Source organism: Amycolatopsis sp. NPDC004169, assembly GCF_040610315.1.
In the GTDB taxonomy this organism is placed as follows: Bacteria; Actinomycetota; Actinomycetes; order Mycobacteriales; family Pseudonocardiaceae; genus Amycolatopsis.
In genome coordinates, this window is the sequence record NZ_JBEXMD010000007.1 from 103,815 (window position 1) to 120,282 (window position 16,468).

The 16,468-nt window shown below is 71.0% G+C and carries 17 protein-coding genes; 7 read left to right on the top strand and 10 right to left on the bottom strand.

Annotation, left to right across the window (positions count from 1 at the left end; genetic code table 11):
* Nucleotides 1-100: 100 nt before the first annotated feature.
* Nucleotides 101-922: a response regulator transcription factor gene (locus tag ABZX11_RS11705; protein WP_354912325.1), complete on the bottom strand. Its 822-nt coding sequence runs from the start codon at nucleotides 920-922 to the stop codon at nucleotides 101-103.
* A 664-nt stretch (nucleotides 923-1,586) separates the two neighbouring features.
* On the opposite strand from ABZX11_RS11705, the gene ABZX11_RS11710 reads away from it, so the two are divergent.
* Complete coding sequence (locus ABZX11_RS11710) at nucleotides 1,587-2,348, top strand: Crp/Fnr family transcriptional regulator (RefSeq protein ID WP_354912327.1); 762 nt, start codon at nucleotides 1,587-1,589, stop codon at nucleotides 2,346-2,348.
* Between the two features lie 5 nt (nucleotides 2,349-2,353).
* On the opposite strand, the gene ABZX11_RS11715 is transcribed toward ABZX11_RS11710, so the two are convergent.
* Nucleotides 2,354-3,241, bottom strand: coding sequence for an MEDS domain-containing protein (locus ABZX11_RS11715; RefSeq protein WP_354912330.1), 888 nt, complete (start codon nucleotides 3,239-3,241; stop codon nucleotides 2,354-2,356).
* A 968-nt stretch (nucleotides 3,242-4,209) separates the two neighbouring features.
* Between ABZX11_RS11715 and ABZX11_RS11720 the strand changes: the two genes are divergently transcribed.
* Together ABZX11_RS11720 and ABZX11_RS11725 are read left to right on the top strand one after the other, a co-directional pair.
* A complete protein-coding gene (locus ABZX11_RS11720; RefSeq protein ID WP_354912333.1) occupies nucleotides 4,210-5,025 on the top strand; it encodes a Crp/Fnr family transcriptional regulator in 816 nt (271 codons plus the stop codon).
* A 54-nt stretch (nucleotides 5,026-5,079) separates the two neighbouring features.
* The gene (locus tag ABZX11_RS11725) at nucleotides 5,080-5,610 is read left to right on the top strand and encodes a sigma-70 family RNA polymerase sigma factor (RefSeq protein ID WP_354912336.1); all 531 of its coding nucleotides are present in this window, start codon (nucleotides 5,080-5,082) and stop codon (nucleotides 5,608-5,610) included.
* Nucleotides 5,611-5,676: 66 nt separating this feature from the next.
* Here ABZX11_RS11725 and ABZX11_RS11730 read toward each other — a convergent pair whose 3' ends face one another.
* The 4 genes from ABZX11_RS11730 to ABZX11_RS11745 all read right to left on the bottom strand — a co-directional run bounded on the left by ABZX11_RS11730 (nucleotide 5,677) and on the right by ABZX11_RS11745 (nucleotide 9,326).
* On the bottom strand, nucleotides 5,677-6,885 hold the full coding sequence (locus ABZX11_RS11730) for a glycosyltransferase (RefSeq protein ID WP_354912339.1): 1,209 nt from the start codon (nucleotides 6,883-6,885) through the stop codon (nucleotides 5,677-5,679).
* Between the two features lie 556 nt (nucleotides 6,886-7,441).
* A complete protein-coding gene (locus ABZX11_RS11735) occupies nucleotides 7,442-7,786 on the bottom strand; it encodes an antibiotic biosynthesis monooxygenase (RefSeq protein ID WP_354912342.1) in 345 nt (114 codons plus the stop codon).
* Nucleotides 7,783-8,538: an MBL fold metallo-hydrolase gene (locus tag ABZX11_RS11740; RefSeq protein ID WP_176170525.1), complete on the bottom strand. Its 756-nt coding sequence runs from the start codon at nucleotides 8,536-8,538 to the stop codon at nucleotides 7,783-7,785. The genes ABZX11_RS11735 and ABZX11_RS11740 overlap by 4 nt, the downstream gene beginning before the upstream one ends.
* The gene (locus ABZX11_RS11745; RefSeq protein ID WP_354912346.1) at nucleotides 8,535-9,326 is read right to left on the bottom strand and encodes an alpha/beta hydrolase; all 792 of its coding nucleotides are present in this window, start codon (nucleotides 9,324-9,326) and stop codon (nucleotides 8,535-8,537) included. The genes ABZX11_RS11740 and ABZX11_RS11745 overlap by 4 nt, the downstream gene beginning before the upstream one ends.
* 65 nt (nucleotides 9,327-9,391) lie before the next feature.
* Between ABZX11_RS11745 and ABZX11_RS11750 the strand changes: the two genes are divergently transcribed.
* The 3 genes from ABZX11_RS11750 to ABZX11_RS11760 all read left to right on the top strand — a co-directional run bounded on the left by ABZX11_RS11750 (nucleotide 9,392) and on the right by ABZX11_RS11760 (nucleotide 11,767).
* Nucleotides 9,392-9,814, top strand: a complete 423-nt coding sequence (locus tag ABZX11_RS11750; RefSeq protein WP_176170527.1) for a MarR family transcriptional regulator — start codon at nucleotides 9,392-9,394, stop codon at nucleotides 9,812-9,814.
* Between the two features lie 145 nt (nucleotides 9,815-9,959).
* Entirely contained in the window at nucleotides 9,960-10,901 is a 942-nt protein-coding gene (locus tag ABZX11_RS11755; protein ID WP_176170528.1) for an SDR family oxidoreductase, read from the top strand.
* 23 nt (nucleotides 10,902-10,924) lie between these two features.
* Nucleotides 10,925-11,767, top strand: a complete 843-nt coding sequence (locus ABZX11_RS11760; protein ID WP_354912350.1) for a helix-turn-helix transcriptional regulator — start codon at nucleotides 10,925-10,927, stop codon at nucleotides 11,765-11,767.
* Nucleotides 11,768-11,791: 24 nt separating this feature from the next.
* Here ABZX11_RS11760 and ABZX11_RS11765 read toward each other — a convergent pair whose 3' ends face one another.
* Genes ABZX11_RS11765 through ABZX11_RS11780 form a run of 4 tightly spaced genes read right to left on the bottom strand, consistent with a single transcriptional unit; the run spans nucleotide 11,792 to nucleotide 15,672 of the window.
* Complete coding sequence (locus ABZX11_RS11765; RefSeq protein ID WP_176170530.1) at nucleotides 11,792-12,112, bottom strand: DUF4387 domain-containing protein; 321 nt, start codon at nucleotides 12,110-12,112, stop codon at nucleotides 11,792-11,794.
* Nucleotides 12,105-13,463, bottom strand: a complete 1,359-nt coding sequence (locus ABZX11_RS11770) for an acyclic terpene utilization AtuA family protein (RefSeq protein ID WP_354912353.1) — start codon at nucleotides 13,461-13,463, stop codon at nucleotides 12,105-12,107. The genes ABZX11_RS11765 and ABZX11_RS11770 overlap by 8 nt, the downstream gene beginning before the upstream one ends.
* Nucleotides 13,464-13,468: 5 nt before the next feature.
* Nucleotides 13,469-14,407, bottom strand: coding sequence for a phosphoglycerate dehydrogenase (locus ABZX11_RS11775; RefSeq protein ID WP_354912356.1), 939 nt, complete (start codon nucleotides 14,405-14,407; stop codon nucleotides 13,469-13,471).
* Nucleotides 14,404-15,672: an MFS transporter gene (locus ABZX11_RS11780; protein ID WP_354912359.1), complete on the bottom strand. Its 1,269-nt coding sequence runs from the start codon at nucleotides 15,670-15,672 to the stop codon at nucleotides 14,404-14,406. The genes ABZX11_RS11775 and ABZX11_RS11780 overlap by 4 nt, the downstream gene beginning before the upstream one ends.
* A gap of 93 nt (nucleotides 15,673-15,765) precedes the next feature.
* Here ABZX11_RS11780 and ABZX11_RS11785 point away from each other — a divergent pair, with 93 nt between their 5' ends.
* Nucleotides 15,766-16,467, top strand: a complete 702-nt coding sequence (locus ABZX11_RS11785) for a GntR family transcriptional regulator (protein ID WP_176170534.1) — start codon at nucleotides 15,766-15,768, stop codon at nucleotides 16,465-16,467.
* The last annotated feature ends 1 nt before the right edge of the window (nucleotide 16,468 follow it).

Consider the following 16,468-nt stretch of genomic DNA (forward strand, 5'->3'; position numbering starts at 1 on the left):
AAGCGGATATGCACGATACGACCGACAAGATCGACAAGTGATTCGATCAGGGCACCGGATTGTTCGTTCTTCGCGTTTGCGGGCGGGTTCCGGGCCCGTGTCACCACGCGGGCACGGCCTGATACCCGACGCCTCGCACGGTCCGGAGCAGCCGGGGACGCCGGGGGTCGGCTTCGATCTTGTTCCGGAGCCGGCACACGTGCAGGTCGAGCAGCCTGGTGTCCGCCGAGCGCGACAATCCCCACACACGCCGGAGGAGCTCGCTGCGGCTGACCGCCACGGGCGCCACCGCGGCCAGCTCGGCCAGCAGGCGGAACTCGGTGTCCGTCAGCCGCACTTCGCGTCCGGACCGGCGAACCTGCCTCTCCGCCAGCCGGATCTCCAACTCGCCGAGACGCACCGTGGCCGGCTCCGCCGTGATCGTCCGGCGCCGGAGCGAACCCTGGATCCTCGCGGCGAAATCCCTGGCCGCCAACGGTTCCACCACGCATTGATCGGCACCGGCAGCGAGCGCCGCCGTCGCGTCCGCGACGGTCGGCCGGTGCAGGATGACAACGATCGGCGCCTCGCTCCGCCGGCGAACGGCCCGGCAAACGGTCAGGCCGTCGGCCCCGGGCAACCCGAAGTCCACCAGCACGACGTCGACGCGATCAGCCAGGAGGACGTCGAACGCGTGATCCGCGGACGAGACGCAGCAAAGGGAAATCCCCTCCGCGAGGAGCGCCCGCGCCAGCGCTTTGGCCGGCGAGCGACCGTCGACGAGCACCGTTCGGATCATTGCTGGTTCACGACTCCAGGGGTTCGCGGCCGCCGGCGCGGGACGGCACCGGCAGGCCGCCTGCGGCGCGCGGCGGCCTACCGGCCGACGGCGGTGGCGGGGCAGGCCATCCGCCGTCCGTGGCAGCGCGAACGTCGCCACCACGTGATCACACGGTATGCCGCAGAAGCGCAGCCGAGCACGGCCGCAACGCGAACGAGTGTCCCGACTGTTCGATTTGGACAGCAGCCGCCGGAAACACCGGTGCGCAATCGTTTCCGGCGGTGGTTAACGGGTTCCAGGAAGGGTAAACAAGTTTTTCCGCATGCGGAAATTCCAGATGGGAACCACGATGACCCACCGCGCGCTCCACCGAGCGAGCTCCGCTCGCTCTCGCCGGTCCACGGAACCACGGAACAGCGGCCCGCGGCACCGGCTGCACAGATCGAACGGCCTTGGCCGGCTCGCCCTCGAAGTGTTGTGCGCGGGCCTGCTCCTGGGCGGGTTGGCGACGACGGTCACGGTGATCACCGCGATCACCCTGCGCTGACACACGAAAGCGCTATCGGAGAACAGTTGTTTGAAGACAACAGAAACGGCCGGCGCGATTGCCCGACACCGGGCGAACCCCTCCGATGGACCGGGGCTGGCGAAAATCCCGCTTTCCTTTGTTGAACACTGGACAACAGCTTGTCCTCCGCCCTATAGTCCGCGAAACGGATGATCTCCGGCTACCACGTCAACAGCAGTGCGAATGCCGCCGTTCCGCACGCCTCGCGCATCGGCGGGGCCTCGGCACCGCCGCGTGACCGTGACCCGGGAAGGAAAGATGACCGTACCGACTCCCCACCTGGGAGCACTCCCGCGGCCGAGCACGTCGCTTTCGGTGCCGGAACTCGCCAGGGCCCGGTTCGCGGCGGACAGCATCGCCGGGCGTCCGGGGTACAGTGCGGACGCCGAGGCGGGTCTGCTCACCTTGCTCGCCCAAGACCTGATCCAGCAACAGTTCTCCGCCGGCGACGAACTGTGCCGTCTGGACGGCTGGTGCGCCGGCATCTGGATCATCCAGTCCGGGGCCGTCGAACTGACCATGGCGAACGGACATGATCGTCTAGTCCTGCAGACGGTGTGCCGAGGCGAGGCGTTCGGCCTGGTCCGGCTCCTGGACGGGCAACCACGTCCGTATGCGGTCCGCGCGAGCACCGCGGTCACCGCGCTGCTCCTGCCCGTCACGAAGTTCCCGCAACTGCGCCAGCAGCGATCGTTCATGGAACTCGTGGTCGCCGGACTGAGCCGCCGGCTGGTCCGGGCGTGGGACCACCTGGCGGCCGTGCTGGCCGACGACCTGCACACCAAAGCGGCGCGGATCCTGCTGGCCGAAGAGCGCGAGGGCGTTGTCCCCCTGTCACAGGCGGCTCTGGCCCATCTCCTGGGCGTGTCACGGCCGGCGCTCAACGTCGCACTGGGCAGTCTCCGGGACGCCGGTTTCGTCGAACTCCGCTACCGGAGAATCCTGATCCTCGACCACGACGGCCTCGAGTCGGCGGCACGGATACCCTCGATCACCGGCCCCGGCACGGACCTGCTCTGACCACGTCAGGGCCGGATCATCATCCCGGTCGGCAGCTCGTCCCACAACACGCTCGCGATGCGGAGCAGTCCGGTCGAGGGCGCGTGCACGACGAGGCTGAGGCCGATCGTGTTGAGCTGACGGGCCGTCCGGGCGAGAGCGGCGACCGCCGGCCCGTCCGGATCACTCAGGTCGCGGACGTGCAGCTGCACATCGGTCCGGGTGCTCAGGGCGCGGTCGACCACGGCTGTCAACGCCCGGGTGAACACCGCTCGATTCCGCGGGTCGACTCGGCCGATGACGCGCATTCCGCTCTCCACGGGCACAATCTGCAGGTTTTCGTCGCGATAGGACAGTGCGGGATCGATCCGGTCACGGTGCGCCGCCGCCCAGATGTGCGCCTCCGTACCGCACCGGCGCCGATCGTAGGCGCACAGGAACGCGCCCGGCCGGTCACCGGTCAGCCGGTCGATGCCCGCCTCGAACCCGTCGGCTTCGGGCGGGCGCAGCTTCTCCCGGATCCAGTTGGCTTCCAGCATGATCCGGAGACCGGAGAACCCTTCGGCTCTCGTGTTGTCGGCGTATCGGGCGAGCCAGGCGAACAATCCCCCTGGTTCGTCGAGAGGCAGCCGGACGTGGTGATCGCGGACCGACATGACCAGCAGCTGACCTCGGTCGGTCAAGCGACCGACGTTCACCCCCGCCGCCGCGAGCCGGTCGAGCGCCCGCAACCGTTCCCCGGCCGACACGAGGCAGCAGATGCGCTCGCCGAGCTGGACACCGGCGGTGACGAAGGAATAGATCAACCTGCGGTACTCCGCATCGGTACCGAACACGGCACCGGCGTGCTCGTGCCGAAGGGCACCCTCGCCGGTGTTCGGCTTCGACCGGCGGATGTCCAGCGGACCTGTCATGCCTTGTCAGACCTTTCCGTTGGCTTGCGCCCATCGTTCGCCAGGCGACGGCCGACCGGGTGCGAGCGGGGTGGTGCACACCATGGCGTGGACGAGGGCAGGTGCCGACCGGCCGGCACCTGCCCCCAGCGGTTCCCTCAGGCGACGGCGCACTGTCCGGTGCCCGAGGTCACCAGATTCCCGACGGCCCCCTCCGGGCCGGCGCTCACCTGCCACGCCTGGTAGTAGGCACAGCCGGAACCGCGGCCACTCCCGCCACCCCCGGCACACCCACCTACGCCGGAGCCGGTGGTGGCCGCGGTGGCACCGTTCGGTCCGGCTGCGACCGAACCGGCCTGGTAGTGGGCACAGTCCGGACCACCACCGCTCTGCGCGGACGCCACCCCCCACCCCGCCAGCCAAAGCGGAACGGAAATCCCGACCGCGGTCACACCTTTCACCAACAGGTTCATCATCTATTCCTCACTCGCTTTGTTTGAATTGACGAATCCACTGGGCAGTACATTCAGGACCGCACCGCGGAGCTCGCTACCCCGCCGCATCCCTATTTGCCGAGCACGTCCTCCGACACGAGGAACACTACCGCACACTCCGCCGAAGACCGCGCTGTCGAACCGCGTTGCGAAGACGTACCACCCAGGCAGGTGCATAGATTGTTCGAATTTGACCGTTACCGGTTCCGCGCACCCGTATGAGAAGAACCGGACCCGCCTTTCCGGCTTCGAAAAGTCATCTGACTGACGATTTGCTCGACCAGCCGAGTGATGCTCCGGCAAGAGTGTCTGACCAGGTACTTCCCGGGGTAGCCGCACGATGTCTGCGACACCCCGACAAGTCTTTCGAACCAGACTTCACTTCCCCGTCCCACGGAAGGCCCCGCCGGCTGCACGTTACCGGCCCCAATCGGCAATGCCACGCGAAGCCCGGTACTCGAAGAGTGCACTCGATGTCACAACAAGTGAGAAACCATGACGCACACCGATGACAGCCCACCCTCCGATCCGGCCGAATCACCAGCCCGCTCCGCGCGCCGCGACGCGAGATTCGCGCTCGATTGCCTCTTGCCGGGCGATCCACCCGACTTCGGCGCCCAAGAGGATCTGCTCGACAGCCTCGCGCACGAACTCCTTCCCGTTCGCTGCCCGCCCCGCACGGTGCTGTGCCGGCGCGACCATCGGCCCGACGGTGTCGCGTTCATCCAGGACGGCATCGTCGAACTGGTGACGGGTCCGCGCGACGTGGTGACCCAGACGCTCTGCCGAGGAGACGTTCTGGGGCTCGAAGAACTGATCAGCGGCAGGACGGCTCCGCGGCTCGCCCGCGCGGCGAGCCACGTTTCGTACCTGTTCCTGCCCACCGACCCCCTGCTCCACGCCTTCCTGGCACGCCCGGGCGCCGCACCCCACCTGATGTCCGGCTTGGCCGACCGCCTGGTCACCACGTCGGGACGGCTCGCCACCGTGCTGGAGGGCGACGTCGAGCAACGCACGGCGCGCATGCTGCTGTTGGAGGAGCGCAACGGTGTCCTGGTGATTTCCCAGTCCGCGCTCGCGGCCATGGCCGGGATATCACGCCCCAGCCTCAACCGGGCGCTGAAGGCGCTGAGCGACCGAAACGCCGTCCAGCTCCAGTACCGCCGGATCCGGATTCTCGACGAGTCGCTCCTCAGAGCCGCGGCGACAGCCGACCGGTGGTCGTCCTCGGCCCCCGGCGACGGCCTGAGCGACGCGCCGCACCACACACCCGACGCCGCCATCGCGCGCCACCACCACGAGAGGAGCTGACCGGAGATGACCGACCCAGCGAACCGTCCCGGCCAACCGCCGGACTGCGGTGAAATGTATTCACGCCACTTCACGTCCGCACGCGCCTACGCGAGGCAGTTCACGTACAACAACGCAGACGCCGAAGACATCACCGCCGAGGCCTTCGCCCGGATCTTCGCCCTGATCCAGCGTGGTCTCGGACCCGGTACCGACGGGTTCAAGACGTACCTCCGGCACACGGTGCGGTCGTGCGCCGTCTCCCACATCAAGAAGCGCGAACGGGAGTACCTGGCCGACGGCGCGGTGTTCGCCGGTCTGACCGGTCCGGACGGTCCGGACGCCGGCGCCGACCGGCAGGCGGCCGCCGACCGGCAAAGCCTGCTGGTCCAGGCGTTCGGCGAGCTGTCGGCCCGACACCGGCTGGTGCTGCTGCTGACGGCCGTCGACGGCGTCCAGCCGTCCGTCGTGGCCATGGCGCTCAACAAGACCCCGAATCAGCTCACCGCCCTCGCCTACCGCGCCCGCAACAGCCTGCGCGACGCCCTTCACCGGCTTGCCGCCCAGCACCAGGAGCATTCCGGAAGCACGTCCGGCCCGCCGTGATCAGCGGCAGGCGGCCAGGGTGTCGAAGTCCGGGAAGTCCGCCGACAGCGTCGCGCCGGCCACGGCTCACCGCGCCACCTCGGCCGGATCGAGCAGCCACGACGTGGCCACCGCGGCCCCGTCGGTCCGCATCGCGGCCGCGACCTCCCGGGCCCGGGCCGCGGTTCCCGGCGCCAACGCCCGGTCCAGCGCGCTCGACAGCGAATCGACCGTCGGCGTCGGACCCTCGTGGGCCACCCCGATGCCGAGTTCGGCCACGCGCCCGGCCCAGTACGGCTGGTCCACCATCTGGGCGACCACCACCTGCGGCGCGCCGGCCCGCGCGGCCACCGTCGTCGTGCCCGCGCCGCCGTGGTGCACCACCGCGGCGCTCCGCGCGAACAGGGCGTGCAGGTTGACCTCGCCGACCGCGCAGCAGTCCGCGCCGTCGTCGACCGGCGACAGGTCGGCCCAGCCCCGCCCGACGACCACCCGGCGTCCCCGGACGCGGATCGCCTCGATGGCCACCTTGGCGACGCCTGCCGGGGCGCGCATGCTGCCGAACCCCACGTACACCGGCGGATCACCGGCATCGAGGAACGCCGTGACGTCCTCGGGCAGCGGGCGATCGTCCGGCAGGATCCACGCACCGGTCTGCCCGACGTCGAGGTCCGAGGGCCGGGGCCACGGCGCCAGCACCGGATCCGCGGCCAGCCAGGGCCGGTCGGTCAGGACGTGGCGGCGGACGTCGTCGACGGCGGGCAGGCCCATCGCCGCCCGGTGGGCGTTGAGCGCGGCGCCGAACACCGCGTTGTAGTTGCGGGCGTCCAGCTCCCACCGCGTGCTGGGGTCGCTCGCCTCGGGCGGGAACGGCCGCTCCGCGAACGGGACCGGCGAATGGTGCGGCGAGGGCAGGATGACCGGGCAGTAGCTCGCATACCGGTAGCGCAGCCCCAGTTTCTCGGCCACCGACCGCGCCGCGACCGGCATCAGCCCGGCCGCCACCAGCGCGTCACACCCGTGCGCCGCCGCGGCCAGCGCGTCGAACTGCGCCGCGATCAGCTCCGCGACGCGCCGGGACCGGTCGCCGGCCGGCGGTGGCGTCACCCCGTGCAACACCGGCCGCACCGGCCAGCCCACCGGGACCAGCTCCACACCGGCGGCCGCCAGTCGCTCCGCGAAATCGGGCGGCGCGCACACCCGCACCTGCGCGCCCCGTTCCCGCGCCCGTACGGCCAGTCCGACCAGAGGCTCGACATCCCCGCGGGACCCGTAGGTCGACAACAACACACGCACGTGGCGACTCCCGTCTTCGCCCGCCATTCTGAAGACGGCGGCGGGATCGCGGGCCCGCAGTTCTACCCACGCGTCCGGTGTGGAAGACCCGATCGGAGCAAGGCTCCGGCGGGGCCGTAGCGGAATCGAACCGCCCTGTCATACCAACGGGTTGACCTCGCGTGACACCGTGGACACGAAATGTCAGCCCGCTCATGCTGAACGACGTGGCAATGGCGCCAGAGACGTGGCGGGTGGCCGACCTGACGCACGCGTGCCACTGGTGGTCATCGACCGGTCCGCCGAAGTGGCCCGTGAGCCCGGTGGCCGGGTCCGGTCCCGGGCGCCTCGGGCACGGGGTCAGCCTGCTTGACCCGGTGCCGGGCCTGCCGGACATGGTGTTTCACCGCCAACAGCGCCGTGGTGGTCGGCGGCCGGGCGTTCGTGGCGCGGTGAGGGGGAAGGCGACTTCCTCTTCATCGGACGGCATGTCCTGGCGGGCAACGGCTTCCGCACGAACACGCCACGCACCTGGAGGCCTATTGCGCGCCGGCTCCCGCGGCTTTCCGGAATCCTCCTAACCCGGCAGCTCGACGAGCTGGACCAGCGCACCGGCATCGGCGGTGCTGTGCTCGGCCAGCTCGGTGAAGAACTGCGCCACGTGGCCGGTGGTCAGGTGCGCCCGGAATGCCTCCGTGTCGGCATACACCTCGTACAAGTGGAAAACACCCGGCTGCGCGGCGTCCCGGAAGGAGCGGAACTCGACGCAGCCCGGCTCCCGCCGGACCGCTGCGGTGAGTGTCGCGATCGCCGCCGCGAGTTGCTCCTCGTGGCCCGGGATCGCCCGGACCACCGCTACCATCGGCCGCTCTCCGGGTGGGAGGTCGTCGGCGATCTCGGGCACGTACTGCCGCTCGCTCACGGGACCACCACGGGGGTTCCGGGCAGGACCATCCGGACCTCGGTCTCCGGGGCGAGCCGGGCCACGGCGTCGGCGTAGTGGCGGGGGTCCTGGTCGCCCTTGGTGATCATCCGGTCGCCCAGGCGTCCACTGTGGAACGCGTAGTGGTGCGGGATGGCCATCGCCGGCTTCAGCGCGGCCGTCAGCCCGGCGGCTTCTTCGGCGTCCATCACGACCTGGGCGAGGTTCATCGGCCGGATGCACAGGCCGTTGGTCGGCAGGATGGCCAGGTCGACGGGACCGAACCGGTCCGGGATCGTGTCCAGCTCCGGGACGCGCAGCGAGTCGCCGCCGAAGAAGACCGTGCGGCCGCCCGCCTGGAGCACGAACGTCACCTCGTGGACGCCGTGCTTGCCGGGCGTGGCGGTCACCGTCAGCTCGCCCACTGTCGCGGCTTCCCAGGCCTCGACGACGCGGACGTCACTGAACCCCTTGTCCCGCGCGATGGCCGCCACCGTGCCCGGGCCGATCAGCGGCGTGCCGAGGTCGAACCCGCCGTCGACGAGCGCGTCGAGGTCGCAGTGGTCGTAGTGCTCGTGGGTGACGACGACCGCGTCGATCCGCCCGAGCGATCCGACCGTCGCGGCCACCGGTTCGCCCTGGTGGTAGGTCGGGGTCTGGGTGAACCACGGGTCGGTGAGGACGCGGGTGCCGCCGATCTCGAGCAGCTGGCAGGCGTGCCCGATCCGGGTCACGGTCAGCGAAGTGGTCATGCCCGCTCCCCGAGGTCGAGCAGCGCGCCCAGCAGTTCTTCGGGCGTTTCGACCTGCGGCAGGTGGCCGGTGCGCGGGAGCAGGGTGAAGGCCGACATCGGGATCGCCGCGGCGTAGGCCTTGCCGTAGTCCGGGTCGACGATGCGGTCGCTCTCGCCCCACACGACGTGCACGGGGAGGTCGAGGCCGCCGAGCCGCTCGGCCAGCGTCGGGTCGGACATGTTCGGGCCGGTGTAGCCGATGAGGGCCTGGATGTCCGGGCTGGGCCCGGTGCCGCCGCCCGGCGGGACGGGCGCCTTCGCCGGGTCGTGCCAGGAGAGCGCGCGGATCTCGTCGAGGCTCAGGCCGCTGACGTCGGCCGGCGGGTGGCTGTCGACCTCGATGCCGATGCCGTCGATGATCACCGCGCCGCTGACGCGCGGGCTCTCCTGCAGGGCGATCTCGGCGGCGAGCCAGCCGCCGAAGGAGTTGCCGATCACCGTCACGTCGGTGAGGTCCAGCTCGTCCAGCAGCTCGACGTACAGGCGGGCCAGCTCGGTCACGCCGGTGAGGCTCTCCGGCTTGGGGGTGCCGCCGAAGCCCGGGTGGGTGGGCAGCAGCACCCGGGCGTGGGTGCGTTCGGCGAGGAGGTCGGCGAAGCCGGACATCGTCGCGACCCCGCCGCCGCCGTGCAGCAGCAGGTACGGGCGCGTGCGGTCGCGGTCTTCGACGGTCACTTCGACCGGGCCGAGGGTGTGGGTTTCGGTGCGGGTGGGCCGGAGCGAGCCGGCGGCGGGGAGCGAGGTCATGCCAGGAACCTTATATAAGCTTCCTGATATAAGCAACCTGTCTTCCGTGAGTTACAGTGAGGCCCATGAAGTACCACCCGGGCGAGGTCTCGCTGGCCGTCAAGCGTCTGCAGCACCGGCACCACCGCGCGCTGAGCCGCGCGCTGGCGCCGCTCGGCCTTTCCCTCGTGCAGTGGGACACCCTGCGCCACCTGCACCGCAAGCCGGACGCGTCGCTGCACGACCTGGCCGTGCTGACGTTCCAGACCGACCAGTCCTTCGGCTCGCTGGCGACGCGGATGGCCGAGCGGGGCCTGATCGAACGCGTCCCGGGACCGGGCCGGGCGGTGCGGCACCGGCTCACCGAGAAGGGCGCGCGGCTGCGGGCCGACGGGCAGGAGCTCGTCGACCAGGTCGTCGAGTCCTCGTTCCGGGACCTGTCACCGGACCAGATCGACGCGCTGGGCGACCTGCTGGCCATCGCACTGGGGCCCGATCCGACCGCTTAGCCCGCCGATCACCCGTCCGGGTCACGACCACGGTCCCGATCTGTCCGATGAGGACGGCCTCCGCAAGGGTGGATCGGCAGTCCCTGAATAAGGCGGCCCACTTCCGCGACAGTGGAACCGGCAACCCGACTTCCAGGAGTGGACCATGGCACGCGCACCCATCGACATCACCATCCCCGACCTGTCCGGAAAGCTCGCCGTCGTCACCGGCGCCAGCGACGGCGTGGGCCTGGGGATCGCCGCGCGCCTCGCGGCGGCGGGAGCGGAGGTGCTCATGCCCGTGCGCAACCCGCGCAAGGGCGAGACCGCGATCACCACGATCCGCGAGTCCGTGCCCGGCGCGAAGGTCTCGCTGCGAGACCTCGACCTGTCCTCGCTCGAGTCCGTGGCCGCACTCGGTGACACGCTGCGCGCGGAAGGGCGGCCGGTGCACCTGCTGATCAACAACGCGGGCGTCATGACGCCACCGGACCGGCAGACCACGGCCGACGGGTTCGAGCTGCAGTTCGGCACGAACCACCTGGGTCACTTCGCGCTCGTCGCGCAGTTGATGCCGCTCCTGCGGGCCGGCCGCGCGCGGGTGACCTCGCAGCTGAGCATCGCCGCCAACCAGGGCTCGATCAACTGGGACGACCTGAACTGGGAACGCAGCTACGCCGGGCAGCGCGCCTACAGCCAGTCGAAGATCGCCCTCGGCCTCTTCGGCCTGGAACTCGACCGGCGCAGCCGCGCGGGCGGGTGGGGCATCACCAGCAACCTCGCCCACCCGGGAGTCGCTCCGACGAACCTCCTCGCGGCGCGCCCCGAACTGGGCCGCGGCGAGGACGTGGCGGCCCGGAGGCTCATCCGCGTCCTGTCCGAGAGGGGCATCCTGGTCGGGACCGTCGAGACGGCCAAGCTGCCCGCGCTCATGGCGGCCACGGACCCCGACGCCAAGCCCGGCGGTTTCTACGGTCCGCGCTGGCCCGGACGGGTCGGGGGCCCGCCCGCCGAGCAGAAGCTCTACTCGCGGCTGCGCAGCGCGGACGAGGCCGCCCGCGTCTGGGAGGTCTCCGAGCAGCTGACGAAGACGACCATCGCCGTCTGAGCGGCGGACGAGGAAGGCGGAGCATGGAGATCGACCGGACCGGCCTGGCGGAGTTCCTCCGGCGTCGCCGGGAAGCCCTGCAACCCGAGGACGTCGGTCTCCCCCGCGGTCCACGCCGCCGGACCAGCGGGCTGCGCCGGGAAGAGGCGGCCGCGCTCTGCCACATGTCGACCGATTACTACTCGCGGCTCGAACGGGAGCGCGGCCCCCACCCGTCGGAGCAGATGATCGCCTCGATCGCACAGGGACTGCACCTCACCCTCGATGAACGCGACCACCTGTTCCGGCTCGCCGGCCACCGGCCGCCCACCCGCAGCAGCACCGGCGACCACATCGGTCCCGGCCTGCTCCGCGTGCTCGACCGCCTGGACGACACCCCGGCGGAGATCGTCACCGAACTCGGCGAGACACTCCGGCAGAACCGGCTCGGCACCGCCCTCACCGGCGACACGACCTCGTTCACCGGTTTCGCGCGCAGCATCGGCTACCGGTGGTTCACCGACCCGGCCACGCGGGACCGCTACGCGCCCGAGGACCACGCGTTCCTGTCCCGGCTGTTCGTCTCGGGCGCCCGCGAGATCGCCACCCTGCGCGGCCCGCATTCCCGGGCCGCCCGGCTGGTGGAACTGCTCCTCGAACGGAGCGAGGAGTTCCGGGCGTTGTGGGAACACCACGAGATCGGCATCCGCCCGGCGGAAGGCAAGACGTTCATCCACCCCGAAGTCGGCAGGCTCGAACTCCACTGCCAGGTGCTGATCGACCCCGGGCAGTCCCACGCCCTGCTCGTCTACACCGCCACGCCGGGTACCGAAAGCCAGGAGAAGCTGCAGCTGCTGTCCGTGATCGGGACGGCCTTGCTGCCCTGACCCGCGCACGCGGCGGCCGATCCGTCACGCCGGTGGGGCCGGGACCACCACCCTCGCCAGTGGCACGTGGTGCTGCCCCGCGTGCATGTCCCGATCCAGCAGCGACCCCTGGCTGACCGGCCGAGGGAACGAAACCTTCACCACGTTGAGCGACGGGATGCGGAAGATCCGGATCGTCCCCTCATCGACGTGGTAAAGAGCCGCGATCACCCGCTCGTTCACCGAATCCGCCGCAACGCGGTAGCCGGCCGCGTCGCGCATGAACAGCTCCATCGTCACCCAGAACGGGCCCGCGTTCTTCGAGCGGACCTCGTGGGCCAAGTCCGCCAAAGTGGTTTCAGGCAAGGGTCTTCCCCTCCAGTTCGATCCGGAACAGCTCCAGCGGCGCGCAGTCGACGACGTGGTTGAGCACGAACTCGTACGCCGCGCCGCGTTCGACCTCGGCCGGGGACGAGGGGAACGCGAAGCTCGGCAGGTAGTCCATCGATGGTGTCGGCAGGTGCAGCATCAGCGGGTTGGCCACCTTCGCCACCGCCGTCGCGGTTGCCTGGTCCGGCGCGTTGACCAGGAGCATCACCCCGACCTCGCGCGGCGGCCCGCTCTCCGGTTCCAGCTCGCCCAGCACCGCGTTGTGACCGTAGAGCCGCAGGTCGAACGCGTACTCCCCGGCAGACAGGCCCAGCGTCTGCGCGACGCGCTGGGTGAGCACCGTGCGCATCAGCGCCGCCCACTCGTCGATCTCCGCCAGCACCAGCGGGTCGCGGATCGCCGAGAACGACATCGTTTCGTAGCCGGTGATGCGCGCGCCTTCCAGCTTGATCGTGTACTGGTCCGCGACGTGGAACTGCGACCCCGTGACCCGCACGATCCGGTCGTCGACGGCGGTGTACTCCGCCTCGCGGACGTCGAGCGTGCCGTCGGGTTCGCGCATCTGATGCGGGTCCGCCGTCTCGTACAGCATGTGCGCGGCCACCAGGATCGGCGTGCACGCCGCCGCGGGGTCGAGCGGCTCGATCGTGAAGCCGTCGGCGTCGATGGTCGCCAGGACGCCGCCCGCGCGCGGGTTGTCCGTGCACTGGCCGCCGCACTCGATGATCTTGGCCGCGTGCCAGGTCGGACCGGGCGGCATGCCCTTCATCAGCGGGAACGCCGCCGCCACCGCGGTGTCCGTCGCGCGGCCGGCCAGCACCACCTGCGCGCCCGCGCGCAGCGCCTCGACGATCGGCTCGTGGCCCATCGCGCCGACGATGTGCGTGCAGCTCTCGAGCGTCTCGGCGTCGAGCTCACCCAGCGGCGGCAACGGGTGGATGCGGTCCAGGTACTCCTTCAGCCCGGCCGCGTCCTGCTCGCTGTAGATCCGCGCCACCTTCAGGTCCAGCCCCAGTTCGGCGAGCACGTCGGCGGCGATCCCGGCGACCCAGTCGACGCCGGCGTCGGTGCCGCTCGTCCCGCACGAGCCGACGATCACCGGGATCCCGGCGTCCGCGGCCGCGGTGAACAGGCTGCGCAGGTCCCGCGCCACGGCCTTGGCCGTGGTCTTCGCCGTCGCGGCGCCCAGGTAGTACGGGCCCGAGTCGGTGGAGCCGCCGTCGATGCTGATGACGTCGGCGCCCAGGGCGATGCCGCGCTCGACCGTCGCGTGGTCCCAGCCGGCGCCGAGCATCCCGCTCGGCGCCAGCACCCGCACCTTGTCCATGTCCCTCACTTCTCTCCGTTCACCACGAATCGGGCCCGCCCGTCGAGGGCCGCGACCAGTTCTTCGGCCCCGCGCAGGCCGGTGGCCCGGCGGGCTTCGGCGGTCTGCCCGGCCAGGTGCGAATAGACGACGATCCCGGGCACCCCGCGCAGCGGGCTGTCCGCGGGCAACGGCTCTTCGCCCACGACGTCGAGCGCCGCACCCGCGATCTCACCGGACAGGACCGCCGAGACGAGCGCGCCTTCGTCGACGATCGCACCGCGCGCGGTGTTGACCAGCAACGCCGTCGGCTTCATCAGCTTGAACGCCGCCGCGTCCAGCAGTCCCCTCGTCCGCTCGGTCAGTGCCGTGTGCACCGAGACGTAGTCCGAAGTGGACAGCAGCTCCGGCAGCCCGGTGAACCGGACGTCCGGGCCGCGCAGGGCGGACGTGCACACGACGTCCATCCCGAACGCGCGCGCCAGCGGCACCACCGCGCGCGCCGCGGCGCCGTAGCCGATCAGCCCGAGCGTCGAGCCGCGCAGCTCGTGCCCGTCCTCGCGCGGCCACTCCCCCCGCGCCACCCCGGACGCCGACTGCACCAGCCGCCGGGCCCCGGCGAGCAGCAGGCCGAAGGTGTACTCGGCGACGGCGTTCGCGTTGACGCCCGGCAGGTTGCTGACGCTGATCCCCCGCCGGGCCGCGGCGGCCACGTCGATCGAGTCGTACCCCACGCCGGTCCGGACGACGACGCGCAGCTTCGGCGCGCGGGCCAGCACCTCGGCCGTCATCGGCTCGTTGGCCACCAGTGCCGCGTCGATCCCGGCCAGCAGACCGGCCAGGTCATCCGGGTCGCGCTTGCCGGTCATCGGCGCGTGCACGGTGTCCAGCCCGGCGCCGCGCAGGTAGGCGTCCACTTCGTCGCCGGGGCGCAGGTAGTCGGTGGTGATCAGGACCCGCTTCACAGCGCCCGCCCGTCGTCGCGGCGGCGCTGCAGCACGGCGACGCGGGCGACCAGCAGCACCGCGACCGCCGTGACGAGCGCGAGGTCGAGCAGCAGGAGCGGCCAGCCGGTCACGTCGACCATGCCGCCGACGAGCGCCGGCCCGAGGAACCCGCCGCCGGCCCAGCCGACGGTGTAGAGCCCGGTGTAGGTGCCGAGCACCCGCGCCGAGGGCGCGAGGTTCCACAGCACGACCGCCATGTTCACCATGAACGCCGACGCGCCCGCGGCCGCCACGCACATGGCGACGACGGTGCCGGCCGGCGTCCGCACGACCGTGCCGAGCACCATCGCCGCGGCGAACACGGCCATCCCGGCCAGGATGACCCGCAGCCTGCCGAAGCGTTCCGCGAGCAGCGCCACCGGGTAGGCGGCCGCGATGAAGGCCAGCCCGCTGGGCAGGGTGAGGCCGCCGGCGTCGCCGCGGGACATGCCCAGCGCTTCCATGCCGTAGTTGGTGATCAGGGAGCGGGAGGCGAACCACGCGCTGCCGAAGGCGAGCACGGCCAGGACGACCAGCAGCCGGCTGCGGTCGGTGTCGCGGAGGATGTCGAGCAGGACGTCCCGCATCCGCACACGGGGCGAGTTCTCCGTGTGCCCGGCCCGGTCTTCTTCCAGCGCGGCCCGGTAGGCCGGGGACTCGCTGTCCCGGACCCGCCAGGCGAGCACCGCCACCGACGCCAGCATCAGCACCGCCGGGATGGCGAAGGACAGCTTCGGGAAGTCGTCGATGAGGAACAGGCTGATCAGCGCGGCGACGATCACCGTGATGCTCGAGGCGATCTTGACCGCCGCGTTGGCCCGGCTGCGGCGTTCGGGGGCGACGAAGTCCGGGACCAGCGACTCGGCGATGGGTTTGAAGGAGTTCGCGACCAGCGCGTAGCCGAACATCGTGAGGACCAGCAGCGGCAGCGAGGCCGCCGCGTGCGGGATGAGGACGAACAGCACCCCGGCGATCGGCATGCCGACGACGAGGTACGGGATGCGCCGGCCCCACGACGTCCGGGTGCCGTCCGAGCGGTTGCCCATCCACGGCTGGATGAAGATGCCGAGCAGGTTGTCCATCCCCATCAGCGCGCCGATGAGCGCGGCGCTGCTCACGTGCTCGCGCAGCAGCGGCGGCACCTGCGAGTCGTAGAGGTTCCACGTCGACTCCTGCGCGAAGACCGCCAGGGCCACGAAGAACGTGATGCGCCCGGTGCGGACGCGCGGGGTGGTCAACGTCATCGTCGGCCCCTTCCGTGGGAGATGGCGCCACCGTACTTTTGCTATAGCAAGATGGTCAAGAGTTGCAAAGAGATTTGCCGTAGACTAAGTCGCATGCTGGGTGACGCACTGACCACCGACACGCTGGCCGACCGCGTGTACCGCGCGCTCCGCGACGCGATCACCACCGGTGAGCTGCGGCCGGGCCAGAAGGTCACCGAGCGCGGGTTCGCCGAGCAGCTGTCGGTCAGCCCGACGCCGGTGCGCGAAGCCATCCGGCGCCTGGAGCAGGACGGCCTCCTCGAACGCGCCGGACCGCGGACGGTCAAGGTCGCGATGTTCGGCGGCGTCGCCATCCAGGACCTCGCCGAGGTGGAGATCGGCCTGCGCGGCATGGTCGCCCGCTTCGCCGCCCGGCACGCGACCCCCGAGCAGCTGGACGGCCTCGACGCCGTCCTCGACGAGGCCGACGACCTGCTCATCCTCATCAAGCAGCGCCACCAGTCCGGCCAGGACGTCGAGAAGCACATCGGCCGGCTCTTCGACGCCATGCAGCGCTTCAACGGCCTCGTCGAGGCCTGCGCCGGCAACCCGGTGCTCGTCCGCCTGCTCGACCAGACCCGGGTGTTCTCCTACCCCGAACGGCGCTCGCGGGTGCTCGAACGCGCCACCGTGGACGAGACGTTCGGCATGAAGCGCTACGCCACGCACCGCGCGCTCGTCCGGGCCCTTCGCGCCGGCGACTCCGCGAAGGCCGAAGCGCTGGTGCTCGAAGACGCCCGGGGCGGGCTCGGCGACCTGCTCGCCGGCCGGTAGC